24 protein-coding genes are annotated in these 25,325 nt (G+C 46.3%); 9 read left to right on the top strand and 15 right to left on the bottom strand.

Going from position 1 to position 25,325, the window contains the following annotated elements:
* Positions 1-41 precede the first annotated feature (41 nt).
* The 9 genes from mioC to VIA_RS03460 all read right to left on the bottom strand — a co-directional run bounded on the left by mioC (position 42) and on the right by VIA_RS03460 (position 6,874).
* Positions 42-482 carry an FMN-binding protein MioC gene (gene mioC, locus VIA_RS03495; protein ID WP_004411079.1) on the bottom strand — a complete coding sequence of 147 codons (441 nt, stop codon included), beginning with the start codon at positions 480-482 and terminating at the stop codon, positions 42-44.
* A gap of 50 nt (positions 483-532) precedes the next feature.
* Positions 533-1,894: a tRNA uridine-5-carboxymethylaminomethyl(34) synthesis GTPase MnmE gene (gene mnmE, locus VIA_RS03490; protein WP_004411077.1), complete on the bottom strand. Its 1,362-nt coding sequence runs from the start codon at positions 1,892-1,894 to the stop codon at positions 533-535.
* 118 nt (positions 1,895-2,012) lie between these two features.
* Positions 2,013-3,638, bottom strand: a complete 1,626-nt coding sequence (gene yidC / locus VIA_RS03485; RefSeq protein ID WP_004411075.1) for a membrane protein insertase YidC — start codon at positions 3,636-3,638, stop codon at positions 2,013-2,015.
* 2 nt (positions 3,639-3,640) lie between these two features.
* A complete protein-coding gene (gene yidD, locus VIA_RS21615; RefSeq protein WP_004417261.1) occupies positions 3,641-3,904 on the bottom strand; it encodes a membrane protein insertion efficiency factor YidD in 264 nt (87 codons plus the stop codon).
* Positions 3,871-4,194, bottom strand: a complete 324-nt coding sequence (gene rnpA, locus VIA_RS03480) for a ribonuclease P protein component (RefSeq protein WP_004411073.1) — start codon at positions 4,192-4,194, stop codon at positions 3,871-3,873. The genes yidD and rnpA overlap by 34 nt, the downstream gene beginning before the upstream one ends.
* Positions 4,195-4,239: 45 nt before the next feature.
* Positions 4,240-4,374: a 50S ribosomal protein L34 gene (gene rpmH, locus VIA_RS03475; protein WP_004411068.1), complete on the bottom strand. Its 135-nt coding sequence runs from the start codon at positions 4,372-4,374 to the stop codon at positions 4,240-4,242.
* A 230-nt stretch (positions 4,375-4,604) separates the two neighbouring features.
* Positions 4,605-5,342, bottom strand: a complete 738-nt coding sequence (locus VIA_RS03470; protein WP_004411064.1) for an amino acid ABC transporter ATP-binding protein — start codon at positions 5,340-5,342, stop codon at positions 4,605-4,607.
* Entirely contained in the window at positions 5,339-6,010 is a 672-nt protein-coding gene (locus VIA_RS03465; RefSeq protein ID WP_004411063.1) for an amino acid ABC transporter permease, read from the bottom strand. Before VIA_RS03465 ends, VIA_RS03470 begins: the two co-directional genes overlap by 4 nt.
* A 117-nt stretch (positions 6,011-6,127) precedes the next feature.
* Positions 6,128-6,874 (bottom strand): amino acid ABC transporter substrate-binding protein, encoded by a 747-nt coding sequence (locus VIA_RS03460; protein ID WP_004411061.1) that lies wholly within the window; start codon positions 6,872-6,874, stop codon positions 6,128-6,130.
* Between the two features lie 401 nt (positions 6,875-7,275).
* On the opposite strand from VIA_RS03460, the gene dnaA reads away from it, so the two are divergent.
* The 5 genes from dnaA (at position 7,276) to VIA_RS03435 (ending at position 14,195) form a co-directional block, all read left to right on the top strand.
* Complete coding sequence (gene dnaA, locus VIA_RS03455; RefSeq protein WP_004417257.1) at positions 7,276-8,682, top strand: chromosomal replication initiator protein DnaA; 1,407 nt, start codon at positions 7,276-7,278, stop codon at positions 8,680-8,682.
* A 71-nt stretch (positions 8,683-8,753) separates the two neighbouring features.
* Positions 8,754-9,854 (top strand): DNA polymerase III subunit beta, encoded by a 1,101-nt coding sequence (dnaN, locus tag VIA_RS03450; RefSeq protein WP_004411058.1) that lies wholly within the window; start codon positions 8,754-8,756, stop codon positions 9,852-9,854.
* 1 nt (position 9,855) lies between these two features.
* On the top strand, positions 9,856-10,938 hold the full coding sequence (gene recF, locus VIA_RS03445; RefSeq protein WP_004411057.1) for a DNA replication/repair protein RecF: 1,083 nt from the start codon (positions 9,856-9,858) through the stop codon (positions 10,936-10,938).
* A gap of 13 nt (positions 10,939-10,951) precedes the next feature.
* Complete coding sequence (gene gyrB / locus VIA_RS03440; protein WP_004411055.1) at positions 10,952-13,369, top strand: DNA topoisomerase (ATP-hydrolyzing) subunit B; 2,418 nt, start codon at positions 10,952-10,954, stop codon at positions 13,367-13,369.
* Positions 13,370-13,760: 391 nt separating this feature from the next.
* Complete coding sequence (locus VIA_RS03435) at positions 13,761-14,195, top strand: Hsp20 family protein (protein WP_004411053.1); 435 nt, start codon at positions 13,761-13,763, stop codon at positions 14,193-14,195.
* A gap of 129 nt (positions 14,196-14,324) precedes the next feature.
* Here the strand turns inward: VIA_RS03435 and VIA_RS03430 are convergent, their stop codons facing one another.
* The 4 genes from VIA_RS03430 to glyQ all read right to left on the bottom strand — a co-directional run bounded on the left by VIA_RS03430 (position 14,325) and on the right by glyQ (position 21,036).
* A complete protein-coding gene (locus VIA_RS03430; RefSeq protein ID WP_004411052.1) occupies positions 14,325-15,578 on the bottom strand; it encodes a valine--pyruvate transaminase in 1,254 nt (417 codons plus the stop codon).
* A 193-nt stretch (positions 15,579-15,771) separates the two neighbouring features.
* Positions 15,772-17,856 (bottom strand): alpha-amylase, encoded by a 2,085-nt coding sequence (locus tag VIA_RS03425; RefSeq protein WP_004411047.1) that lies wholly within the window; start codon positions 17,854-17,856, stop codon positions 15,772-15,774.
* 190 nt (positions 17,857-18,046) lie between these two features.
* Positions 18,047-20,113: a glycine--tRNA ligase subunit beta gene (glyS, locus tag VIA_RS03420; RefSeq protein ID WP_004411046.1), complete on the bottom strand. Its 2,067-nt coding sequence runs from the start codon at positions 20,111-20,113 to the stop codon at positions 18,047-18,049.
* A gap of 2 nt (positions 20,114-20,115) precedes the next feature.
* A complete protein-coding gene (glyQ, locus tag VIA_RS03415) occupies positions 20,116-21,036 on the bottom strand; it encodes a glycine--tRNA ligase subunit alpha (protein ID WP_004411044.1) in 921 nt (306 codons plus the stop codon).
* 453 nt (positions 21,037-21,489) lie between these two features.
* Between glyQ and VIA_RS03410 the strand changes: the two genes are divergently transcribed.
* Positions 21,490-22,044 (top strand): TMEM165/GDT1 family protein, encoded by a 555-nt coding sequence (locus VIA_RS03410; RefSeq protein ID WP_004411043.1) that lies wholly within the window; start codon positions 21,490-21,492, stop codon positions 22,042-22,044.
* Between the two features lie 161 nt (positions 22,045-22,205).
* Positions 22,206-22,466, top strand: a complete 261-nt coding sequence (locus VIA_RS03405) for a hypothetical protein (RefSeq protein WP_004417254.1) — start codon at positions 22,206-22,208, stop codon at positions 22,464-22,466.
* A gap of 45 nt (positions 22,467-22,511) precedes the next feature.
* On the opposite strand, the gene tusA is transcribed toward VIA_RS03405, so the two are convergent.
* Entirely contained in the window at positions 22,512-22,760 is a 249-nt protein-coding gene (gene tusA, locus VIA_RS03400) for a sulfurtransferase TusA (protein WP_004411039.1), read from the bottom strand.
* Positions 22,761-22,894: 134 nt separating this feature from the next.
* Between tusA and VIA_RS03395 the strand changes: the two genes are divergently transcribed.
* Positions 22,895-23,086 (top strand): hypothetical protein, encoded by a 192-nt coding sequence (locus VIA_RS03395; RefSeq protein WP_004411038.1) that lies wholly within the window; start codon positions 22,895-22,897, stop codon positions 23,084-23,086.
* A 154-nt stretch (positions 23,087-23,240) separates the two neighbouring features.
* Positions 23,241-24,182 (top strand): LysR family transcriptional regulator, encoded by a 942-nt coding sequence (locus VIA_RS03390; protein WP_004411036.1) that lies wholly within the window; start codon positions 23,241-23,243, stop codon positions 24,180-24,182.
* A gap of 118 nt (positions 24,183-24,300) precedes the next feature.
* Here the strand turns inward: VIA_RS03390 and acuI are convergent, their stop codons facing one another.
* On the bottom strand, positions 24,301-25,281 hold the full coding sequence (gene acuI / locus VIA_RS03385; protein ID WP_004411034.1) for an acrylyl-CoA reductase (NADPH): 981 nt from the start codon (positions 25,279-25,281) through the stop codon (positions 24,301-24,303).
* Positions 25,282-25,325: the final 44 nt, after the last annotated feature.

Raw genomic sequence — 25,325 nt, 5'->3', positions numbered from 1 at the left:
AGTGATAGAGAGGAAAATGGCCGTGAGTTCGGCCATTTCTATTAGGCGTGAAAGAGGTGAATGTGCGCATTTAGCCACTCTTCGGCGGCATCTTCAGGGACGTCATGGTTAAGAACATCGATGGTAAGACAGTCTGTTAGTGCAGTAGCGCCGATGTCAGTAAGTAGCTCATGAGCGCGTAAACCGGCTGCGCAAAAGGTATCGTAACTTGAATCCCCGATGGCGATGGTTGCGTATTTCACATCACTCATCTTTGGTGGCGTGGCTTTCAGGGCCTCAATAAATGGTTGAATATTGTCTGGGTATTCACCAGCGCCGTGGGTTGATGTGATGAGTAACCAGATACCTTGTGTCGCAACATCAGCAAGCTTAGGTTGATTGTGAATGGTTGTTTCGAGGCCTTTCTCTATCAGTAGGTCACTCAAGTGATCGCCAACATATTCAGCGCCACCAAGCGTACTGCCGGTAATAATGTGGATCATTGCTATTCCTTTTCGAATAAAAAAACGCGGCCACAAGGCCGCGTTTAAGGTTATTTACCAATGCAGAATGAGGTAAAGATTCTGCCGAGTAAATCATCTGAACTGAACTCGCCGGTGATTTCACTCAGGTGCTGCTGCGCTATGCGTAGCTCTTCGGCGAGTATCTCGCCAGCCATGTAGCCCTCAAGCTGTTGTTGACCGATGTCGAGATGATCTGATGCGCTTTCAAGTGCTTCTAAATGGCGACGACGAGCCATAAAGCCACCTTCATGACCACCAGCAAAGCCCATGCACTCTTTTAGGTGCGTTCTTAGAGCTTCAACGCCCTCACCGGTCTTAGCTGAAAGGCGAATTAGGGTAGGATCGTTGACGTGGCAAATGCCGAGATCTTCACCTGTTTGATCGGCTTTGTTGCGGATCACTGTCATGCCAATGTTGTTAGGTAGACGATCAACGAAATCTGGCCAGATCTCTTTCGGGTCAGTCGCATCTGTGGTGGTGCCATCAACCATAAACAGGACACGATCAGCTTGCGTGATTTCATCCCATGCTCGTTCAATACCAATTTTTTCAACTTCATCTGACGCGTCGCGTAGACCTGCGGTATCGATGATATGCAGTGGCATGCCATCAATATGGATATGTTCGCGCAAAACATCGCGCGTGGTACCGGCAATATCGGTCACAATCGCGGACTCTTTACCTGATAGTGCGTTCAGCAAGCTTGATTTACCTGCATTTGGGCGGCCTGCGATGACGACCTTCATCCCTTCACGCATAATCGCGCCTTGGTTTGCTTCTTGGCGCACGGCGGCTAAGTTATCGATGATGGTTTGTAGGTCTGCGGCAACTTTACCATCAGCGAGAAAGTCGATTTCTTCTTCAGGAAAGTCGATAGCGGCTTCGACATAAATTCGTAGATGAATCAGTGACTCGACCAAGGTATTGATTCGACCAGAAAAGGCGCCTTGAAGCGATTGTAGCGCTGACTTTGCTGCCTCTTCTGAACTAGCATCAATGAGGTCAGCAATGGCCTCTGCTTGCGCTAGATCGAGCTTATCGTTTAAGAATGCTCGCTCAGAAAACTCACCTGGGCGTGCGGTGCGAATACCAGAAATTTTTAGGATACGCTTAATCAGCATATCCATGACAACGGGACCACCATGACCTTGTAGCTCAAGTACATCTTCACCGGTAAAAGAGTGTGGGTTAGGGAAGTAGAGCGCGATACCTTGGTCGAGTTGAGCGCCATCTTCCGCTGTAAATGGCAGGTACTCTGCATAACGTGGGCGTAGCTCTTTACCTGTCACTTCAAGTGCGACTTTCGCGGCGAGCGGGCCAGATACGCGGATAATGCCCACGCCACCACGTCCTGGGGCGGTTGCCTGTGCAACAATGGTATCAGTTGTCATAGTTGTGCCTGTTTATTCTTGGTGCCATAACGTGGCAAATAAGTAATGTGATGAATTGTAATCAGCTCAAATAAAAAAGGCGACCTTTAGGCCGCCTTTCTCTTATATTTCCGCTTACCTATGACTTAGTGTGTAAGCCTTTCTTCTCCAGCGCTTTGTAAATTAGCGTTTGCTGGATAAGCGTCACGATGTTCGATACTAGCCAGTATAGAACCAGACCTGACGGGAAGAACAGGAAGAAGAAGGTAAACATAACCGGCATAAAGGTCATGATCTTCTGCTGCATTGGATCCGTTACTGTTGTTGGGCTCATCTTCTGAATTAGGAACATTGAAGCACCCATCAGTAGTGGCAAGATGTAGTAAGGGTCTTGCGCTGAAAGGTCATGAATCCAACCAAAGAATGGTGAGTGACGTAATTCAACCGACTCCATTAGTGCCCAGTACAGTGCGATGAAGATTGGCATCTGCAGTACAAGAGGAAGACAGCCACCCAGTGGGTTCACTTTCTCTTTCTTGTACAGTTCCATCATCTCTTGGCTCATACGCTGACGGTCATCACCGATACGCTCACGCATTGCTTGCAGTTTTGGCTGCAGCATACGCATTTTCGCCATAGAGGTGTATTGCGCTTTCGTTAGTGGGTACATTGCACCACGTACGATGAAGGTCAAACAGATGATTGCCACACCCCAGTTACCCACAAAGCTTTGGATAAATGACAGTAATGTGTGCAGTGGTTTTGCAATAAACCATAACCAACCGTAATCCACAACGAGATCAAGGTTTGGTGCTACTTCTGCCATTTGGTCTTGCAGTTTAGGACCGACCCAAAGTGTCGCTTGGAAATTTGCACTGTCGCCGTCAGCAATGGTTTTGTTTGGCATACGAACACCAATATCACCAAGGTTGCCGATCACGCGAGTGTATAGGTTTGCACCAGGCTCATTGCGTGGGATCCATGCAGAAGCAAAGTAGTGCTGGATCATCGCCGCCCAACCTTGGCCATTGGCAAGGTTTAGAGACAGGTTACGATCTTGCATATCGTCGAAGCTGTACTTTTTGTAACGAGTATCTTCGGTAGAGTATGCACCACCGCGATAGGTTGGCATTGTGATGCTACCACCAGCGTCAAGTAAGCTTTGACGTAGGTGAGCGTACATACCAAATGTCGCGTTGTTACCAGATTTGTTTACGATGTCGTATTCAACGTCGATAGCGTAGCTGCCGCGCTTCATTACGAATGTCTTAGTGTATTCCAGACCGTTTGCAGTGAACGTCATCGGAATGCGCAGTTCATCTTGGCCATCGGCAAGAGTGAAGCTGTCTGCACTCACTGAGTAAGCTGGACGGTTTGTGCTGCTTAGATCGATACCTTGAGGACCTACAAGGCCACTCTGAGCAATGAACTGATGGCCCGCTTCGTTCTTAAGGAGAACAAATGGGTCTTCTGAATCAAGCTCGTTTGAGTATTGGTTTAGATCTGCATTAATGACATCACCACCAACCGTATCAATCGACAGAGTCAATACATCAGTTGTGACGGTAATTGTTTTTGCTGAAGCTTGTTGCTGCGCTGGCGCAGGGTCTAGCTCATCGGCAAATGATGGGGCAGGTAGAGTACTGCTTGATTGAGCCTGCTCAACCGGCTGAGGCGTTGGATTCTTTGCAACTTGCCATTGCTGGAACAATAGGAAAGAAACCAGTGCTAGCGCGATTAACAGGATATTACGTTGAGAATCCATCGTTATTTATCTCTGTCTTGTTGTTGGACTGGTGGTACGGGATCGTATGTCCAACCCTTCTTATTTAAAGGATTGCATTTTAATAGACGTTTGCTTGATAACCAACACCCTTTTACAAAACCGTGAGCTTTCAACGCTTCTAAGGCATAAGTAGAGCAAGTTGGGGAAAAACGACAACGTGGTCCAAGAATCGGACTAATAAAGCCTTGGTAAAATCGAACTATGCCGATTGCTACCCGCGTGAAGGGCGAGACAGGCGCTGCCATAATTTATCAAACAATTTGAATATTTCTTCATTGCTTAAATCTTGCGCGGTTTTCTTGGCAATAACAACATAATCTTTGTGAGCAAGTTGATGTTGATTGTTACGAAAGCTTTCACGTGCAAGGCGTTTAAAACGATTGCGACCAACGGCGGTTTTAATCTGCTTTTTAGGAACGGCTAAACCTAGTCGAGGATGAGATAGGCTATTTTTACGGGCAATGATGGTGAAATGAGGTGAGCCAGCTCGATGAGCTTGCTGGAAGACATTTTGATAATGCTCGGGAGTTAACAAGCGTAACTCCCGATTGAACGCGTACGTATTCAAAATAATCGAAGATTACTTAGAAAGACGCTTACGGCCTTTAGCGCGACGTGCATTGATTGTTGCACGACCGTTCTTAGTAGCCATACGTGCACGGAAACCGTGAGTACGCTTGCGCTTTAGAACTGAAGGTTGAAAAGTGCGTTTCATGATAAATACCTTTACTGATCAGTAGTTTTAGGTCAATGTTAACCCGGCGTGGGTAGTAACGTCTTCTTTATATATAAAGAGGACAAAACCGACGCCTCTCAACAAAGAGGCGGAATTGTAATCACAGTCACACAAAGTGTCAATCTTTGTGCAAGCGCTAAATTCCGGCCGAGCGATTATACGTAGTGTGAGCAAAATCTCAAGGATCAAACGATCCTCTGATGCGATCTTTATTCAGCACCAACTTGTCGAAGGAATTTTTGTAAGCGAGGATCTTGTGGATTACCGAAGATATCCTGTGGAGAACCTTGCTCGACAATATTGCCTTCAGCCATAAAGATCACCCGATCGGCGACCTCTCTAGCAAATTGCATTTCATGAGTGACCACTAGCATGGTCTGATGTTTTGTTGCTAAGTCCTTCATTAAATTAAGAACTTCTCCAACCCATTCCGGATCGAGTGCCGATGTTGGTTCATCAAACAGCAGCAGTTCTGGTTGCAGTGCCATAGCGCGTCCGATACCCACACGTTGCTGCTGACCACCAGACAAGGCCGCTGGATAACTTTCGCCTTTATCGCCCAAACCAATGTCATCAAGAATCTCTTGAGCGCGGGCTAAAGCGTCCGATTTTTTCCATCCACGCACGGTAATCAGACCTTCTGCAATATTTTGTCTTGCCGTCATATGGGCAAAAAGTGCGTAATTCTGGAACACAAAACCGGTTTTACGACGTAGGGCGAGTACTTCTGCCTTTGAGTGTTTTTCACTATCGACGCTGACATCGTCAATGGTAACTACCCCTTTATCGGCACTTTCGAGAAAGTTGACGGTGCGTAGTAGGGTCGATTTTCCTGTGCCACTGGAGCCAATGATAACGATGATCTCACCTTGATTAATTTCTAGATCGATCCCTTTAAGAACTTCAGTGTCGCCAAAGCGCTTATGAATATTGTTTAACTTAATCATCGTACATACGCCTTATTCAGTTTTGCTTCTGCCCAAATTTGCACGCGGGTGAGGATTACTACGACACCCCAATAGATGAGAGCGACGGCGAGGAAAGCTTCAAAGAAGCGAAAACTTGAGGAAGCTTCCATTTGCGCTTTAGCCATGATCTCAGCAACGCCTAAAGTAAAAGCCAAAGAGGTGGATTTGATCATATCGATGAAGTAATTCATCAAAGAAGGCAAAGCGACACGGGTGGCTTGTGGCAAAATCACTCGGCGCATTGCTTGAGGTGTGGTCATACCTACCGAGAGGCTGGCTTCCATTTGGCTGCGATCAATACCGATAATGGCGGCGCGAATACTTTCTGCCATGTAAGCGGCAAAGTGAAGGGTTAAACCGATTACCGCTGCGCCAAATGCATCCAGACCGACTAAAAATGGGAAGATTTGCGGTAAGCCATAATAAAGCAGGAACAGTTGAACTAGCAGTGGTGTTCCACGGAAAAAGCTGATGTATAGCTGACTAAGCTGATCGAGGACTGGGATGCGAAAAACACGGATGTTCGCCAAAATGACGGATAAAATCAGCGAAAAGAATAAACCCCACGTCGCCATTTCCATGGTGGTGCCAAGATACTTGAGTAGTATCGGCATTAGATCCAGCATGTAGTTAAAATCGAATCCCATAACGTGTCCCAAAATTAAATCATGAAAATAAAAAAGCAAAACCCACTGCAAAGGAAGGAAAGCAGTGGGTTAGAAGCTAGCCGAAAGATAAACGGCGGCTAGAAATCGAATCTCAGCTTATTTAGTGATATCAGCACCAAACCACTTCTGAGAGATTTTTGCTAGCGTACCATCAGCGCGCATTGCAGCAAGTGCTTGGTTTACTTCAGCTTGCAGTTTTTTACCATTATCGTTATCAACGAATGGCCATGCATTTTGAATCGTTTCGAAAGGTTGGCCTGCTAGCTGTAGTGGCAGACCGGTTTTCTTGATCAGCTCAAGTGCCGAAAGACGATCCATCACGAATGCATCAGCGCGGCCGAGTGCAACGTCGTGCTCAATACCAGTGTCGTAAGTTTTGATATTGATCTTGCCATCTTTATCGTAGTCACGCAGTAGTTGTTCGAAGTTCGAGCCTAGGTTTACTGCAACCGTCTTACCAACGAGATCTTCAACACCTTGAATGCTGTCATTGCCTTTACGAACCGTGATTTGCGCGCCATCGACGACATACGGGTCAGCAAATAGGTACTTCGCCTTACGTGCATCCGTCATGGTGATTTGGTTGGAAATGGTATCAATACGACCAGTCTCTAGCAGACCAAATAAACCAGAAAAGTTTGCAGTCACGTATTCTACTTGGTAGTCATTGCGCTTGCCGATCTCATCCCATAGGTCAACTTCAAAGCCTTGCAGCTTATCTTGTTGAACGAAAGTGAAAGGGAAGTAGCGGCCAGACATGCCGACTTTCACTTCTGTTGCCGCTTGAACAGTAGCAGCAGAAAGCGCGATTGCTGCAACTGCAGCCTTAATCCAGTTTTTCATAGTACAACTCCATATAATTATGGGGATAAATACTACTGTCTATTTACATAATTAGATAAATAACCAAGTGCAATAACCTAGACACTAGAGTAATAAGGTGGAGAAATAATCGCTATCAGCACGTTAGACGAGCTCAGCGCGAGAAAGACGAAATAGGGCAGCGAAAAAATATTCATTCACAGAGTTATCACCAGATGAAAGATCTGCAGGATTTGGCCGTTTTGTGGATCAAAGTGTGAGTAAAAATGGGGTAGGATGTGGGGATCCACCGAATAATGTCGTAAATATTGTGAATAACTTGGATCTTATTCACTGGATCGTCGATCATTTGCTGGCGATCTTGGTTATCAACAGGTAAAATTGCCAATCTTTTCAGATCAATTACTTCGAGTGGGGGCACCGTGTCATCTTCGCTTTGGTTGCAATGTTTGCAACAGCTTCAAGAAGAGCTACCAGCAACGGAATTCAGCATGTGGGTTCGTCCGTTACAAGCAGAGCTCAATGACAATACGCTCACTTTATTTGCCCCAAACCGTTTTGTTTTGGACTGGGTTCGCGATAAGTACCTAAATAGCATTAATCGTCTACTACAGGAGTACTGTGGTAATGACGTACCGAGCTTGCGTTTTGAGGTCGGCAGTCGCCCTGTTGTGGCGCCAAAGCCGGCTCCGAAACGTACACCTGCTGATGTGGCTGCTGAGTCTTCAGCACCTGCGCAGTTGCAAGCGCGTAAACCTGTCCATAAAACTTGGGATGATGATGCGCAAGCGATTGCTGACATCAATCATCGCTCGAATGTAAACCCGAAACACAAATTCACTAACTTCGTTGAAGGTAAGTCAAACCAATTGGGTTTGGCTGCGGCACGTCAAGTCTCTGATAATCCAGGCTCTGCTTATAATCCCCTGTTTCTATACGGTGGCACTGGCCTAGGTAAAACGCACCTTCTGCATGCAGTTGGTAATGCCATTGTGGACAATAAGCCAAATGCAAAAGTGGTTTACATGCACTCTGAGCGCTTTGTGCAAGACATGGTTAAAGCACTGCAAAATAACGCGATTGAAGAGTTTAAGCGCTACTACCGCAGTGTTGATGCATTGCTTATCGATGACATTCAATTCTTTGCTAACAAAGAGCGTTCACAGGAAGAATTCTTCCATACGTTCAACGCTTTGCTTGAAGGTAATCAACAGATCATCCTAACCTCGGATCGCTATCCAAAAGAGATCAATGGGGTAGAAGATCGTCTTAAATCTCGTTTTGGTTGGGGTCTAACGGTTGCAATCGAGCCACCAGAGCTTGAAACGCGTGTTGCGATCTTGATGAAAAAAGCCGAAGACCATCAGATTCACTTAGCTGATGAAGTGGCATTCTTTATTGCTAAGCGCCTACGCTCAAATGTTCGTGAGCTAGAGGGGGCACTAAACCGCGTTATTGCCAATGCGAACTTTACTGGTCGCCCAATCACGATTGATTTTGTTCGTGAAGCGCTGCGCGATCTGCTTGCTCTCCAAGAGAAGTTAGTCACCATCGACAATATTCAAAAGACAGTCGCTGAATACTACAAGATTAAAGTTGCTGATTTACTGTCTAAACGCCGTTCACGTTCAGTTGCGCGTCCGCGTCAGCTTGCGATGGCATTAGCCAAAGAGCTAACCAACCACAGCTTACCTGAAATTGGTGATGCATTCGGTGGTCGTGACCATACGACGGTTTTACACGCCTGCCGTAAGATTGAACAGCTGCGTGAAGAGAGCCACGATATTAAAGAAGATTACTCGAACCTGATTCGTACCCTTTCTTCTTAATTCGCACTATTGCTTGATTCACAGTATTCTAAGCACCGAGCAACAATAACGAATTCGGATAAGAGCATCCTATGAAATTTTCCATTGAGCGTAGCCACCTGCTTAAACCACTTCAACAAGTGTCAGGTGCACTAGGTGGTCGTCCTACTTTGCCAATTCTAGGCAACCTATTACTAAAAGTAGAAGACAACGTGCTATCGATGACGGCAACAGACTTAGAAGTTGAGCTGATTAGTCGTGTCACTTTGGAAGGCGAATTTGAAGCTGGCAGCATTACTGTCCCTTCACGTAAGTTTCTCGATATTTGTCGCGGCTTACCTGACGACTCTGTGATTACTTTCGTTTTGGAAGGTGATCGCGTGCAAGTACGTTCTGGCCGTAGCCGTTTCTCGCTATCTACATTGCCTGCTAATGATTTTCCAAATATTGAAGATTGGCAGAGTGAAGTTGAAGTCTCGTTGACTCAAGCTGAGCTACGTGGCTTAGTTGAAAAAACACAATTTTCGATGGCAAACCAAGACGTACGTTATTACCTCAACGGTATGTTATTTGAAATCGAAGGCACGACATTGCGCAGTGTGGCTACCGACGGTCACCGTATGGCGGTATCTCAAACGCAACTGGGTGCGGACTTTGCGCAAAAGCAAATCATTGTGCCGCGTAAAGGTGTCCTTGAGCTGGTTAAGCTATTGGATGCGCCAGAGCAGCCAGTGGTGCTACAAATTGGTAGTTCAAATGTACGTGCTGAAGTAAATAACTATGTGTTTACTTCTAAACTGGTGGATGGTCGTTTCCCTGACTACCGCCGCGTAATGCCACAAAGCACCAGTAAAACGCTAGAAACCGGCTGTGATGAACTGCGCCAAGCTTTCTCACGTGCGGCTATCTTGTCGAACGAGAAATTCCGTGGTGTACGCGTGAATCTAGCGGATACCGAAATGCGTATTACCGCTAATAACCCAGAGCAAGAAGAAGCGGAAGAGATGCTTGACGTTAGCTTTGAAGGTGAGCCAATTGAGATTGGTTTCAACGTCAGCTACGTATTGGATGTGCTCAATACATTGCGCTGTGAAACCGTTCGAATCTCCATGTCGGACGCCAATGCCAGTGCTCTGATTGAGAACGCCGCCGACGACAGTGCCATGTACGTGGTAATGCCGATTCGACTCTAGCATGCCGCTTTCTCGTCTTATCATAAAACAGTTTAGAAACATTGAAGCCTGTGACATTAACCTGTCAGCAGGCTTTAACTTTCTTATTGGACCTAACGGCAGTGGCAAAACCAGTGTCTTAGAAGCCATCTACCTGCTTGGTCATGGTCGATCGTTTAAAAGCTCACTGACCGGCAGAGTGATTCAAAATGAGTGCAATGAGCTGTTTGTTCATGGTCGTTTTTTGAACTCGGATCAATTTGAGCTACCAATTGGCATTAATAAGCAGCGTGACGGCTCAACAGAGGTTAAAATAGGCGGTCAATCTGGACAAAAGTTGGCACAACTCGCCCAAGTCTTACCTTTGCAGTTGATTCATCCGGAAGGGTTTGATCTACTAACGGACGGACCGAAACATCGTCGTTCATTTATTGATTGGGGAGTGTTTCACACCGAGTCTGCTTTTTATGATGCATGGGGGCGATTTAAACGCCTCAACAAGCAACGTAATGCCTTATTGAAAACCGCCACCAGCTATCGAGAGCTCAGTTACTGGGATCAGGAGATGGCAAGATTGGCGGAAAACATCAGTCAGTGGCGTGCTACCTACGTCGAGCAGATGAAACTTAAAGCGGAGCAGATCTGCCAAGAGTTTTTGCCAGAATTTGATATCCAATTGAAGTATTATCGTGGTTGGGACAAAGAAACCCCATATCAAGAAATACTAGAAAAGAATTTTGAGCGTGATCAGGCGCTTGGTTACACCTTTAGTGGGCCTAATAAAGCTGATCTGCGCATAAAAGTGAATGGCACGCCTGTTGAAGACGTGTTGTCACGAGGTCAGTTAAAGCTGATGGTGTGTGCACTGCGTGTCGCACAAGGGCAACATCTCACGGAGATGACTGGCAAGCAATGTATCTACTTAATTGATGACTTTGCATCTGAATTAGACAGTCAACGTCGCAAGCGTCTAGCGGACTGCTTGAAAGAGACGGGGGCTCAAGTTTTTGTAAGTTCTATTACTGACAGTCAGATTGCAGATATGCGAGATGAAAATGGCAGGATGTTCCATGTGGAACATGGCACAATAGAGCAAAATATATAGCGGAAGATAACTCATGTCTGAAAATTACGATTCATCGAGTATTAAAGTACTAAAAGGTCTGGACGCGGTACGTAAGCGTCCTGGTATGTACATCGGCGACACGGATGATGGTACCGGTCTGCACCACATGGTTTTTGAGGTGGTGGATAACTCAATTGATGAAGCGTTGGCAGGTCACTGTAAAGACATCATTGTGACAATTCATGAGGACAACTCAGTTTCTGTGAGCGATGACGGCCGTGGTATCCCAACGGAAATGCACCCAGAAGAGAAAGTATCTGCAGCAGAAGTTATCATGACGGTACTTCACGCTGGTGGTAAGTTCGATGACAACTCATACAAAGTATCAGGTGGTCTGCACGGTGTAGGTGTTTCGGTAGTAAACGCGCTATCAGAAAAAGTGACGCTAACCATCCATCGTGGTGGTCATACACACACTCAAACATACCATCATGGTGAGCCTCAAGCGCCGCTAGCTGTGGTTGGCGATACTGATAAAACCGGTACGCAAATCCGTTTCTGGCCAAGTGGTGAAACTTTCACAAATACTGAGTTCCACTACGATATCCTAGCAAAACGTCTACGTGAGCTATCATTCCTAAACTCTGGTGTTTCTATCATGCTGAAAGATGAGCGTGAAGAAGACAAGAGCGACCACTTCATGTTTGAAGGTGGTATTCAAGCGTTCGTTGACCACCTAAACACCAACAAAACACCTATCATTGAGAAAATCTTCCACTTCGACTTCGAACGTGAAGATGGCATCTCGGTTGAAGTCGCGATGCAGTGGAACGACGGCTTCCAAGAAAACATCTACTGTTTCACCAACAACATCCCTCAACGCGATGGTGGTACTCACTTAGCGGGTTTCCGTGCGGCTCTGACTCGTACACTTAATACCTTCATGGACAAAGAAGGTTTCTCGAAGAAAGCGAAGACCGCGACATCCGGTGATGATGCGCGTGAAGGTCTAACGGCTGTTGTTTCGGTAAAAGTGCCAGATCCTAAGTTCTCAAGCCAAACTAAAGACAAGTTGGTTTCTTCAGAAGTGAAATCAGCGGTTGAATCGGCAATGGGTGAGAAACTGTCTGAGTTCCTAGTTGAAAACCCGACAGAAGCGAAGATGGTTTGTTCTAAGATTATCGACGCAGCACGTGCTCGTGAAGCAGCGCGTAAAGCTCGTGAAATGACTCGTCGTAAAGGCGCGCTAGATTTAGCTGGTCTACCAGGTAAACTTGCTGACTGTCAGGAAAAAGATCCAGCACTCTCTGAACTATACATAGTGGAGGGTGATTCGGCAGGCGGCTCCGCAAAACAAGGCCGTAACCGTAAGAACCAAGCAATCCTACCGCTAAAAGGTAAGATTCTTAACGTTGAAAAAGCACGTTTCGACAAAATGCTTTCTTCTCAGGAAGTTGCAACGCTTATCACAGCACTTGGCTGTGGTATCGGTCGTGACGAGTACAACCCAGACAAACTGCGTTACCACAACATCATCATCATGACCGATGCCGACGTCGATGGTTCGCACATCCGTACGCTACTATTGACCTTCTTCTACCGTCAAATGCCAGAGCTTATTGAGCGTGGCTACGTGTACATTGCTCAGCCACCACTTTACAAAGTGAAGAAAGGTAAACAAGAGCAGTACATCAAAGATGAAGATGCAATGAACCAGTACCAAGTGGCTCTAGCTCTAGATAATGCCGCTCTACACGTAAACCCAGAAGCGCCAGCGCTATCAGGTGAAGCTCTAGAGAAGCTAGTTCAGCAATACAATGCGGGTATCAAGCTAGTGGATCGTATGAGCCGCCGTTACCCACGTGCATTAGTTCATGAACTAATTTACACGCCACGTCTAACTGCCGAGCAGTGCCACGATGCATCACTAGTGGATGCTTGGACTAAGCAGCTTGTAGAGCAATTAAATGCTAAAGAAGTCGGTGCAAGCCAATACAGCTTCGAAGTAGAACAACACGCTGAGCTAGGTCTAAGCCTACCTAAGATTGTCGTTCGTACTCACGGTGTGACTCATGAGCACGTGCTGAGCATCGACCTAATCAACTCGAAAGAATACGGCAAGCTAGCTTCTCTTTCTGAAGCGCTAGAAGGTCTGATTGAAGACGGTGCTTACATCAAGCGTGGTGAGCGTACTCAGCCTGTTTCAAGATTTGTTGAAGCACTAGAGTGGCTAATTAAAGAGTCACGTCGTGGTCTAAGCCTACAGCGTTACAAAGGTCTAGGTGAGATGAACCCAGATCAGCTTTGGGAAACGACGATGGATCCAGAAACGCGCCGCATGATGCAAGTAACGATCGAAGATGCAGTCGGTGCTGACCAGCTGTTCACGACTCTAATGGGTGACCAAGTTGAACCTCGTCGTAACTTCATCGAGGAAAACGCATTGAAGGTTGCTAACTTGGATGTATAGATTTCTTTAGTAATAAAGAATCCTACACTATTAAAAGCACTGTCCTTTGGATGGTGCTTTTTTATGTCTGTAAGATATTGAAAAATATTGGTTTGGGAAAATATTTAAAGATAATCCCTTGAAACTAATTTGTCCCAACCACATATCTATTTGTGAAGAGGAACGCTGTCTTGCTCAAGAGAGAAGAAACAGACCTCTGGACTCGCTGACAAGGTATCGCTCAACAGAGGATGACTTTAGAGGCACACAATTGAATCGATTTATTACTACGTCCCAGCGCTAACAGAGCCCGAGGAGTAGCGGATAAATCCCTTAGTCGGCAAGGCTCGATCACAGCATCGATCCGCACAAACTCACGACTAAGACTATTGCTTACTAAAAGGATAGCATTATGAGAACTGTAGATTTCACTCCACTTTACCGCAACGCAATTGGCTTCGATCGTCTATTTAACATGATGGAAGCAAACACCTCGAAGAACACTTCTGGCGGTTACCCTCCGTACAACATCGAGCAAAAAGATGAGAACAACTACCGTATTACGATGGCAGTTGCTGGCTTTGCTGAAGACCAACTCGATCTGACTCAAAAAGAGAACACGTTGATTGTTAAGGGTGAGCGTAAAACAGAAGCGGAAAAGACCTACGTATACCAAGGTATCGCAGAGCGTGATTTCGAACGTAAATTCCAGCTAGCAGACTACGTAAAAGTGGTGGGCGCAAGCATGGAAAACGGTCTACTACATATTGACCTAGAGCGCGAAATCCCAGAAGCAATGCAACCACGTAAAATTGCGATTAATGGCAAGAATTTGATTGAGGGCTAAATGCCATCAGCTTTAACTAGCTGAGTATGTCCGGGAAGAAGAGTGAAAGAGCACCATCTAGGTGCTCTTTTTTATTGGACTATTTACGGTATCATTCCATAGAGGGAGGAACGACCGAGTAGGGAATCTCTACTTACTTTCGCTGTATGCCTTTTCGACTTCCTCAGCAATAATCTTAATGCCTTTCTGCATCATCTCATCATCTTGTACGTAGTTCATACGTAGGCATTGATGAGCGTGGTCCCAATCGTCTTCTTGGCCAATAAAGAAATACTCACCAGGCACAATCAATACCCCGCGCGCTTTCAAGCGAGCATACAGCTCCATAGTCGTGATTGGCAGCTCGTCAAACCATAGCCATAAGAAAATCGCCCCTTCAGGTTTATGAATACGGAAGCGAGGATCGGTGATTTCATTTTGCAGCAATTCTACCGCGCGCAGTGACTTCTGCTGATAGAACGGCTTGATCACATCAGAGCTCAGCGTTAACAGATCGCCTTTACCGATAATATGATTGGCTAGCGCTGGACCAAGACTGCCCGGGGCTAAGCTAATAATGCCGTTCATATTGGTCATCGCTTGAGTGATCTCTTCGCTTGCAATCACAATACCGCAGCGCACGCCTGGCAGACCTAGTTTAGATAGGCTCATGCATAGAATCGTATTTTCATTCCAAAACGGCTGCACATCTTCAAAGATAATATTTGGGAACGGCAGGCCGTAGGCATTATCGATGATCAATGGAATATTGTTTTCACGCGCTAGCTTATCCAGCTTGTGGATCTCTTCGTCTGTCAGCACGTTACCGGTTGGGTTGGTTGGGCGAGAGGCACAAATCGCTGCAACCGAGTCATCGACTTTAAGCTGTTCAAAATCAACGTGGTATTTAAATAGGCCGTTATCAAGCAGCTCGATTTCTGGGTGGTAGGAGACGAAGATATCTTCGTCAATCCCTGCATCGCCGTAGCCAATATATTCAGGGGCGAGTGGCAGTAGAATCTTTTTATGTGAGCCATCAGGTTGCTGACCAGCAAGCAGATTAAATAGGTAGAAAAAACCACTCTGGCTGCCGTTGGTTAAGCTGATGTTCTTTTCTGAAATGTCCCAGCCATAGGTCTCTTTCAATAGCTTGGCGAGTGCTTTGACAAAGGCATCTTTGCCTTGTGGTCCATCATAGTTGGCCATGGCGGAGACGAGCTCTCCACTGGCGAGCATATCCTCACTGGCTTGGCGAAAGTAGTCGAGCATGGCTGGAATGGCGGCTGGATTGCCTCCGCCGAGCATGATGGCACCAGGAGTGCGTAGACCATCATTTAAATCATCCATTAACTGGGTGATGCCTGAATACTGATTAAATTTTTCACCAAATTTTGAGAACTGCATTACTTGTTGTACCTAATTCATTATTGTCATTGCTTTATGTATAGAACAGTCAGTGCGTTGCTGACCAATAGAGTAATCCCTGAACATACCTTAATGTGCAAATAGAGCAAAGCGAGAATTAGTATTGAATGAAAAAAAGCCAACATAGTGATGTTGGCTTTGTGAAAAAGGGCGTTAATACCGAGCTGCGTACTTATTGTGAGCCGGTATAAACCACTAGCACCTTGTCATCTTGATAGCGTCGTTCAAAGGCGTAGTAGCCTTGCTGGTGGCGGGTAATGTGTTCGCCCTGAGCGATAGCGGGGTGGCGCTGTCTAAACTGTCCAAGCTTTTGCCAGTGTTCGAGCAATTGCTGGCGCTCACCAGTTATCTGATCCCATGGCATATCTGAACGCGTCCCTTGATGAGGATCGGAGCCTGTCGGGCCAAAGTCGCGTGCGATCTCATCGCCGTAATAGATCTGGATCGCGCCAGGTGCCAGCATTAATGCATTGGCTGCGCGAACTTGCTGTTCAATGGTTTTGGCGCGGCTACCCCAAAACAGCGAGGTATCGTGGGATGACAAGTAGCTTAAGACGTTAAAGCTGCTGTCTTGATTGATGCGCTCGGCATAGCGCTGGTAATCACGATCGAGGTCGGCAAAGCAGCTCAGTGCTTTTGGTGCGACATCGCCTTGGAACTCAAAGTTGATGATCGAATCAAAACCGTGGTCAAAATACGGGCTCTTGACCACACCGTGTGCCCATACTTCACCAGTCATCCAGAATGGTAGATCATCGAGCGCTTTGTCTGGATTGTTTTGTTTCCACTCCGCTAGCGCCGCTGTCGATTCGAGCTTTAGCTGTTGCCAAGTTTCAAACTCGACATGCTTGGCGGTATCGACTCTAAAGCCATCAATACCGTATTCCCTTACCCAATCAGATAGCCAAGTAATTAAGTGCTGTTGTGGTGTCTGGCTGACATCCTGCGCGTTAGTCGATTTATTGCGATAGAAGTTGGGTAATCCAGTGGCTCGCTCGGATTCTGTTTTGATATCGGGTAGATGTGCCAATGACATAGTGCGGTCGTTATAGCCGGGTTGGTCATAATCACCAATATCGGTGCGAAGCCAATCTTTGCCCCACCATTTTTGCCACGCCTCCCCATCACGATAGTTAATATAGTCATTAAAGCTGTGCCAGTTTTGGCCTTGTTTTGGTGTCCAATCTGTCCACTGTTCGCCGAGGATATCTTGTGCTTCCTGAGCATCTAAATACAACTGGCCGAAATCAAACTCCTGCATATCGGCTAATGTTGCGTAACCCGTATGGTTGAGCACGACATCCCAGATGATGCGAATTCCTTTGCTGTGAGCCGTATCGATTAAGGTTTTAAGCTCTTGCTCTGTGCCCATATTGGCATCGAGCTCAGTCCAATCTTGGTGGTAATAACCGTGGTAACCATAGTGTTTGAAATCGCCATTGCTACCGCCGCCAACCCAGCCATGAATTTGTTCTAAGGGTGAGGTGATCCACAGCGCATTGACGCCTAACTGCTCAAGATAATCTAACTTTTCGGTTAACCCTGCCAGATCGCCGCCATGGAAGGTGGCGATCTCTTTATCGTCATCATTGCTGCGGCCATAGCTATGGTCATTGTTTGGATTGCCATTGTAAAAACGATCCGTCATAACAAAGTAGACCGTGGCGTTATCCCAACTAAACGCGGCTATTTGTGGTGACTCTACTTGCTCAAGTAACATCACGCCTTGGCTCATTGCACCCGCTTGTAATCTCACTTTGCCGTTACTAACGGTAGCTTGCTGACCTGTTAAAGCATCGCGAATGGTGCTGCCATTGGCGAAGGTAGCGGAGACATCAATGGTGGTAGGGTGATCACTGGCGACTGGACATTGATAGCGAGCAATAGCGTTCTCTTTTGGCTTTATTGTTACGGTAAGCTCGTTAGATTCTGGATTGAGAACAAACTGGTAGGTATTGGCGCTGAATACTCGCATCGGGATCGCGGCAGAATCCGAGCAGTTATCAAGCTTGAGTGCTTTATTGAACTTGATGCGCGCGGCATCTTGTAGTGCGTAGCGACTGCCACAACTTTGCTGGTGGTCTGCAATAGAGAGCGAGTAGCTGCCTTTGGTCAGTGTTTGCTCAGCAACAAGTAAGCCATTCTGCTGCTCGAAGGTGGCCTGCGTTTCTCCAATGGTCAGAGTCAGGACATTATTGGGCGTTTGGCTGCAAGCGGCCAAAAGAGATGCTGATAGGGCTAAAATAGACTTTTTCATAGAATCCTTCCCGAATATTTACGCTGTTTATAACAAAACAGCGTCACTACAGTCCGAGTGATGATCCTACTGGTGGACGAATTTATCCCTACACAATTTTATCGAGTTCACAAAACGCATTTTTAGCCTTAATCGCAAATAAAAAAGGGAAGCTCAATGCTTCCCTTTTACTGATACCTAATAGCGATGATTATTTCTGTAGTAGAGAAATATCTGCAATTTGTAGGAACAAGTTACGTAGGTTGTTCAGTAGCGTTAGACGGTTCTTTTTCAGAGCTTCGTCGTCTGCCATGACCATTACGTTATCGAAGAAGGCATCAACAGGCTCACGTAGGCCTGCTAGCTTGCTTAGCGCTTCTTGGTAGTTACCTGTAGCGAACGCTGGCTCTAGCGCTTCTGTCATCACTTCAACGCTTTCTGCTAGTGCTTTCTCTGCGTCTTCTTGTAGAAGTGCTAGGTCGATCTCAGCAGCGAGTTCACCGTCGAATTTCGCTAGGATGTTACCTACACGCTTGTTCGCAGCAGCTAGTGCTTCAGCGGCTTCTAGCTCGCGGAAGTGAGATACCGCTTTTACGCGCTGATCGAAGTCTGCTGGTTTAGTTGGACGGTTAGCCAGTACCGCTTGGATGATATCCACGCTAAAGCCTTCGTCTTTGTACCATGCATTGAAACGACCAAGCATAAACTCGATAACATCAGTTTCAACGTTATCGTTAGTTAGACGGTCGCCAAATAGAGACTTCGCTTTCGCGATTAGGTCCGTTAGATCTAGATTGTAGCCGTTTTCTACGATAATACGTAGCACACCTAGCGATGCACGACGAAGTGCAAATGGGTCAGAACCTTTTGGAGCTTGGCCAATACCGAAGATACCTACGATAGTGTCTAGCTTGTCTGCCATTGCAACTGCAGAAGAAATACCTGTGCTTGGTAGCTCGTCACCAGCAAAACGAGGCATGTACTGCTCGTAAAGAGCTAGTGCAACTTGCTCGTCTTCACCGTCGTGAGTCGCGTAGTGCATGCCCATAACACCCTGAGTATCGGTAAATTCGAATACCATAGAGGTCATTAGGTCACACTTCGCTAGCAGACCTGCACGCTTAGATTTCTCAACGTCAGCATCGATCTGCTCAGCGATGTAGCCAGCAAGCTCAGTAATACGGTCTGTCTTATCTTTGATAGTACCAAGCTGTTTCTGGAAGATAGCTTGCTCTAGCTCAGGTAGACGGTCGATAAGCGGACGCTTACGGTCAGTGTTGAAGAAGAACTCTGCATCCGCTAGACGTGGACGTACAACCTTTTCGTTACCTTCGATTACGTAGCGAGGCTCTTTTGATTCGATGTTTGAAACGAAGATGAAGTTAGGCAGTAGCTTGTTGTTGTCATCGTAAACAGGGAAGTACTTTTGGTCACCTTTCATGGTGTAAACCAAAGCTTCAGAAGGGACTTTTAGGAACTCTTCTTCGAACTTCGCAGTAAGAACGACTGGCCACTCAACCAGAGAAGTTACTTCTTCTACTAGGTCATCTTCTAGATCCGCTGTACCACCAACCGCTGCTGCTGCTTTTTGCGAGTCAGCAAGGATGATCGCTTTACGCGCTTCGTAATCGGCCATGACTTTACCGCGCTCTTCTAGGATCGCTGGGTATTGCTCTGCAGACTCGATAGTGAACTCTTGCTCACCCATGAAGCGGTGACCACGGATAGTGCGGTCTGATGCTACGCCTAAGATCTCACCTTCGATAAGGTCAGAGCCCATCAGCATAGTTAGCGTTTTTACCGGGCGGATAAACTGAGTTGTCTTGTTACCCCAACGCATTGGCTTAGCGATCGGTAGGTTACCCAGTGCTTTTGCTGCTAGTTCAACAACGATTTCAGATGTTGCTTGGCCTTTTACTTCTTGTTTGAAAAGAAGCCATTCGCCTTTGTCTGTTTTAAGGCGGTCTGCTTGTTCAACCGTGATGCCGTTACCACGTGCCCAGCCTTGTGCCGCTTTAGTCGCAATGCCGTCAGCATCGAATGCCACAGAAACTGCAGGACCACGCTTCTCAACCACTTTGTCAGCTTGGCCTTCAGCTAGAGCTGAAACCTTAAGTGCTAGACGACGAGGAGCGGCGTACCATTTCACACCTTGGTGTGCTAGGTCTGCGCCTTTTAGCTCAACTTCGAAGTTTGCTGCGAACGCTTCCGCTAGAGTGCGAAGTTGCGTTGGTGGTAGCTCTTCAGTACCCAGTTCAATTAGAAATTCTTTAGCCATGATTACTTCTCCTCGCTCTTCTTACACATAGGGAAGCCAAGAGCTTCACGTGACGCGTAGTACGCTTCAGCAACTGATTTAGTCAGGTTGCGGATACGAAGGATGTAACGTTGGCGTTCTGTTACAGAGATAGCTTTGCGCGCATCAAGGATGTTGAATGCGTGGCCTGCTTTTAAAATGCGCTCGTAAGCTGGAAGCGGTAGCGGCTTTTCTAGCTCAAGTAGCTCTTTACACTCTTTCTCGCACTGGTCGAAGAAAGTGAATAGGAAATCTACGTCAGCGTGCTCGAAGTTGTAGGTTGATTGCTCAACTTCGTTTTGGTGGAAGATATCACCGTAAGTCACGTTGCTGCCGTCTGGTGCTACGTTCCAGACAAGATCGTAAACAGAGTCTACTTCTTGGATGTACATCGCTAGACGTTCGATACCGTAAGTGATCTCACCGGTTACTGGCTTACACTCAAGGCCGCCAACTTGCTGGAAGTAAGTGAACTGAGTCACTTCCATACCGTTTAGCCATACTTCCCAGCCAAGACCCCATGCGCCTAGCGTTGGGTTTTCCCAGTTGTCTTCTACGAAACGAATATCGTGAACTAGTGGGTCGATACCAAGAACTTCAAGTGAGCCTAGGTACAACTCCTGAATATTATCTGGAGAAGGTTTTAGAGCTACTTGGAATTGATAATAGTGCTGCAGACGGTTCGGGTTTTCACCGTAACGACCATCGGTAGGACGACGTGAAGGTTGAACGTAAGCTGTCGACATTGGCTCTGGGCCAAGTGCACGTAGACATGTCATTGGGTGAGAGGTGCCCGCACCTACTTCCATATCTAGAGGTTGAACAATAGTACAACCGTTTTGTGCCCAGTAATCCTGCAGCGCGAGGATCATTCCCTGGAAGGTTTTGATATCGTATTTTTGCATAGTAATTCGCGCGATTCTTTGAGTAAAAGGTCTGTCTAAAACAGAGAAAAATAACAATCAAGTATACCGAGATATTTCCTTGCGGAGTAGCGCTAATCTTGATTAATTGGTAGTCGAAAATCTCCTTTAGTGGATTTTTTCCGACCTATCTAACCAAATTCTCTTAAAAGGGAGTTTATTTGCAGTTTGAAGGTTGAGAATCCTCGGTTAGCCCGATAGAATCACGCCGTCTTTGGGGAGTAGCTTACCTAATCACCAACACTGGAGTGATAGGTTCGTCTGTCAACATAATTGATGCAAAATCATCATGGCATTCGAGACCCAATATCGGCGCACAATAACAACATGCCGATGTGGTTTAGCAAGACCTTAGACAAATCATCATGAACCGGGGTGGGGCATGAGGTTTGTCTTTGGTTAAATATAATATTCCCGCCCCATGAAGAGCATGTCGTGAGCGTTTTAGCTATCTCAATCACCACCGTCGCACTGGCGGAGATCGGTGATAAAACTCAGTTGTTGTCATTACTGCTAGCCAGTCGATACCGTAAACCAATCCCTATTATTGCCGCCATTTTTTTTGCCACTATCGCTAATCATGCCCTAGCTGCGTGGTTAGGTGTGGTTGTTGCTGATTACTTAACGCCTGAAACCTTAAGATGGGTGTTGGTGGTCAGTTTTATTGCGATGGCAGCTTGGGTGTTAATTCCTGATAAGTTGGATGATGATGAGCAGATCTCCAATCGTGGTCCATTTGTCGCTAGCTTCATTGCGTTCTTTGTTGCTGAGATTGGTGATAAGACTCAAATTGCGACATCGATATTAGGTGCGCAGCATGCTGATGCATTAACTTGGGTTATTCTGGGCACGACGATTGGTATGCTCTTAGCGAATGTCCCTGTCGTGCTAATCGGCAAACTTTCAGCAGATAAAATGCCGCTCGCCTTAATTCGCAAAGTCACCGCTCTACTATTTGTCGCTCTAGCGATTGGTGCTGCGGTGCTGTAGTCAAAAGCTGCGATTATGGTGGTAAATATCAATAACTATTGATGAAATAGCGTTAGATCAAACTTTGATTCAAAATCGATCTGATACGTGATCACTGACATATTAGTGTCATAGTTGTCATGGTAATTTAACCTTGTGGATGATAGCGAGAGGGCAAGGTTATGCTTACACGTTATATGGGGATGACCCCTAAGAGTCAGAGTTATTTGTTCACCTTCGGCTTGGCACTGTGTTTATTAGCCATGGTGTTAACGGATATGTGGCTACCGATAGTCGCAGGGTCGTTTATTTTAACTGGATTGACGGTCGAAGCTTGGATCCGCGTTGCGCACATCATTCCTATGCATGAGGAGATGCGCACGATGAGAAAACAGCTCAATAAACTGCAAAGCGAAGTCCGCACCCTCGAATATGATGAATAAAAAACGGCAGCCATCTGGCTGCCGTTTTGTTTTCTGAGACAGAGATTACTCCATGCCTTTCTTAATGAGGTACTGAAAAGGTAGCTCTTCAGTTTGAGAATCTATCAGTTGATGATCCATAAAGCGGCAAAAACTAGGAATGTCGCGTGTCGTCGATGGATCGTCGGCTTTGACAAGCAGCACTTCACCTTCCTGCATATTTCGAATTGTCTTCCTGACCATCATAACTGGCTCTGGGCAGCGTAATCCTTCTGCCTCTAGGGTTTTGTCTGCCTGCTGTGGATTGAATGTCATGGTCGTATCTTTGGTTGCTCAATTTGGCCTAGATAATACTAGTGAAGAAAAAATATTCAATAACCCCTTGGCAAAGTGAACAATTTGTTTTAACTTAGTTAACAAGTTGGTAACAATTAACAAGGGAAGCAAGTATGTTGACAGCTCTAGATCGTTTAACAATCTACTCCGTGCTGTGTTTTATTTCTTTTTGCGCCCTTGTTTTACGTTCGCCATCAGAATCGTCTTCGTTTATGCCATTGCTTGGTATGGGCGCGACGGTTGTAGGGATTTGGCTTGAGATGCATCGCTGGCCGAGTGCATCTGAAGAACAAGAGAACGGATAATAGCACTTCCAACTGTTATCTGCTTTACCACTACGCTCAACTACATTCCGACACTATCCCCAGTTTTCTTGGGCTTCCCCGCTGAAAAGCGGGATTTTTTTTGCCTGAAAAAGGTACAATCAAGTTAATCCCTTATAGAAATTAATGGTTCAACGTGGAATTAGAAGAGATTTATCGTCGAGATCTGAACTTGCTGGTGGCACTGCGTGTATTGATTGAAGAGTGCAGTGTGAGTAAAGCAGCCCATCGTTTGAACCTCAGTCAATCTGCGATGAGTCGAGTGCTAGGTCGATTACGAGAGATGCTTGGCGATCCCTTGTTTACTCGTCAAGGACAACACCTAATTCCGACTGAAAAAGCGTTAGAGATTGATCGCTGTTTGGGTGAGCCTCTAGAGTCACTACGTCAGCTCTTGTCGCCAATCGAGTTTGAGCCGCAAAGCTGTGACCAAACCTTCACCATTGCGACGACAGATTACGCGATGCAAACCATCTTGCCGTTTGCGCTGCCACGTATCTATCAAGAAGCGCCTAATGTATCGTTCAATTTTTTGCCACTGCAGCACGACCGATTAGCCGATCAGCTTACCGCTAAGGGCGCTGATTTAGCGATTTGCCGACCGATTGGCCCTGTGGAACCGTTGCGAAGTGAGATTTTAGGTCGAGTAGGGGTACTCTGTTTGCTCTCTAAACAGCATCCGTTAGCGGATCAAGAGATGAGTCTGTCGGACTATCTCACTTACCCTCATGCGATGATTGCCATTAGTGATGGCGTTAAGGCTCTGATAGAAGGGGCGTTGGTCGATCAACCAAAACGTAAGATGGTGCTACGTGCTTATCACCTTGAAGCGGCGCTAGCGATCGTCGATACCATGCCAATCATTATTACTGTGCCAGCTGATCTCGCCTATTTAGTGGCTGAGCGATATGACTTGGTGATTAAGCCTTTACCGTTCCAGTTTACTCCGTTTGATTACTCGATGATCTGGCATCCACGTTGTGAACATTCACCTGCTCAGGAGTGGTTACGCGGAATCGTAAAGGAAGAGTGCAGTCGCTTAATCGCCAAACGAATTGAAGATATTGGCTTGGATTGATCGAAAAGAATGAGAAATGTCATTCCGGAATTGAGGAACGAAATGTCCGGAATCTCTTGTATTTAGAGACTCCTTACTCGTTCCTCACTCTTAGGAATGACGCTGTGTAGTTAAGCGATTAAAGCTTGATAACTACGCGGCCTGTTACTTGACCGTTCGTGATATCTTCAGCGTATTTTGGCGCGTCAGCTAGCTCTACTTCGGTACATGCTTGCTCGAAGTAGCTCTCTGGTAGTAGTTCAACCAGTTTTTCCCATGCAGCGATACGTTTTTCAGTTGGGCACGATACTGAATCGATACCTTGCAGACGCACATTACGTAGAATGAACGGCATTACTGTAGTCGGTAGATCGAAACCACCTGCCAGACCACACGCTGCGACTGCGCTGTTGTAATCCATTTGCGCTAGGACTTTCGCCAGCACTTTGCTGCCGACAGTATCAACGGCACCTGCCCAGATTTGCTTTTCTAGTGGGCGCGCTGGTTCTTCAAACTCAACACGGTCGATAATGCGGCTAGCGCCAAGTTTTTCTAGTAGTGGACCATTTTGTTCAACGCGACCTGTTACTGCCGCAACTTTGTAGCCTAGTTGACCAAGAAGGGTTACTGCTACAGAGCCTACACCACCACTTGCGCCAGTCACTAGGATCTCGCCATCTTCAGGCTTGATACCGGCATCTAGTAAAGCTTGAACACATAGCATGCCAGTGAAGCCCGCAGTGCCAACCATCATCGCTTTTTTGCTGTCTAGGCCTTTTGGTAGTGGAACTAGCCAATCTGCTTTTAGACGTGCGCGCTGTGCCATACCACCCCAATGGTTTTCACCCACGCCCCAACCAGTAAGTACCACTTTGTCACCTGCTTGGTAACGACCATCTTCAGAGCTCACTACAGTGCCAGCTAGGTCGATACCAGGAACCATAGGGAAGTTGCGGATGATTTTGCCTTTACCCGTGATTGCTAAACCGTCTTTGTAGTTTAGTGATGAGTAATCAACGTCGATCAGTACTTCGCCTTCAGGCAGTTGTGCTTCATCGATCTGTTCGATAGTTGCGATAGTACGTTTTTCTTCTTGGTTTAGAATCAGTGCGTTAAACATAGTGATCTCCAAAATAGAGCAGCAATTTAAAAACTGGGTTCAGT

It is taken from the genome of Vibrio orientalis CIP 102891 = ATCC 33934 (assembly GCF_000176235.1).
GTDB lineage: Bacteria > Pseudomonadota > Gammaproteobacteria > Enterobacterales > Vibrionaceae > Vibrio > Vibrio orientalis.
Note: the sequence above shows the minus strand (reverse complement) of the source record. Positions and strands in the feature narration are given on the sequence as shown.

Coding starts and splice junctions, on each gene's coding strand:
- VIA_RS03460 (WP_004411061.1), bottom strand. CDS start 6,874: ATGAAAAACTGGATTAAGGCTGCAGTTGCAGCAATCGCGCTTTCTGCT.
- yidC (WP_004411075.1), bottom strand. CDS start 3,638: ATGGATTCTCAACGTAATATCCTGTTAATCGCGCTAGCACTGGTTTCT.
- glyQ (WP_004411044.1), bottom strand. CDS start 21,036: ATGCAAAAATACGATATCAAAACCTTCCAGGGAATGATCCTCGCGCTG.
- VIA_RS03425 (WP_004411047.1), bottom strand. CDS start 17,856: ATGAAAAAGTCTATTTTAGCCCTATCAGCATCTCTTTTGGCCGCTTGC.
- VIA_RS03395 (WP_004411038.1), top strand. CDS start 22,895: ATGTTGACAGCTCTAGATCGTTTAACAATCTACTCCGTGCTGTGTTTT.
- mioC (WP_004411079.1), bottom strand. CDS start 482: ATGATCCACATTATTACCGGCAGTACGCTTGGTGGCGCTGAATATGTT.
- tusA (WP_004411039.1), bottom strand. CDS start 22,760: ATGACATTCAATCCACAGCAGGCAGACAAAACCCTAGAGGCAGAAGGA.
- dnaN (WP_004411058.1), top strand. CDS start 8,754: ATGAAATTTTCCATTGAGCGTAGCCACCTGCTTAAACCACTTCAACAA.
- recF (WP_004411057.1), top strand. CDS start 9,856: ATGCCGCTTTCTCGTCTTATCATAAAACAGTTTAGAAACATTGAAGCC.
- VIA_RS03430 (WP_004411052.1), bottom strand. CDS start 15,578: ATGCAGTTCTCAAAATTTGGTGAAAAATTTAATCAGTATTCAGGCATC.
- acuI (WP_004411034.1), bottom strand. CDS start 25,281: ATGTTTAACGCACTGATTCTAAACCAAGAAGAAAAACGTACTATCGCA.
- mnmE (WP_004411077.1), bottom strand. CDS start 1,894: ATGACAACTGATACCATTGTTGCACAGGCAACCGCCCCAGGACGTGGT.
- yidD (WP_004417261.1), bottom strand. CDS start 3,904: ATGGCAGCGCCTGTCTCGCCCTTCACGCGGGTAGCAATCGGCATAGTT.
- gyrB (WP_004411055.1), top strand. CDS start 10,952: ATGTCTGAAAATTACGATTCATCGAGTATTAAAGTACTAAAAGGTCTG.
- rpmH (WP_004411068.1), bottom strand. CDS start 4,374: ATGAAACGCACTTTTCAACCTTCAGTTCTAAAGCGCAAGCGTACTCAC.
- VIA_RS03435 (WP_004411053.1), top strand. CDS start 13,761: ATGAGAACTGTAGATTTCACTCCACTTTACCGCAACGCAATTGGCTTC.
- glyS (WP_004411046.1), bottom strand. CDS start 20,113: ATGGCTAAAGAATTTCTAATTGAACTGGGTACTGAAGAGCTACCACCA.
- VIA_RS03470 (WP_004411064.1), bottom strand. CDS start 5,342: ATGATTAAGTTAAACAATATTCATAAGCGCTTTGGCGACACTGAAGTT.
- VIA_RS03465 (WP_004411063.1), bottom strand. CDS start 6,010: ATGGGATTCGATTTTAACTACATGCTGGATCTAATGCCGATACTACTC.
- VIA_RS03405 (WP_004417254.1), top strand. CDS start 22,206: ATGCTTACACGTTATATGGGGATGACCCCTAAGAGTCAGAGTTATTTG.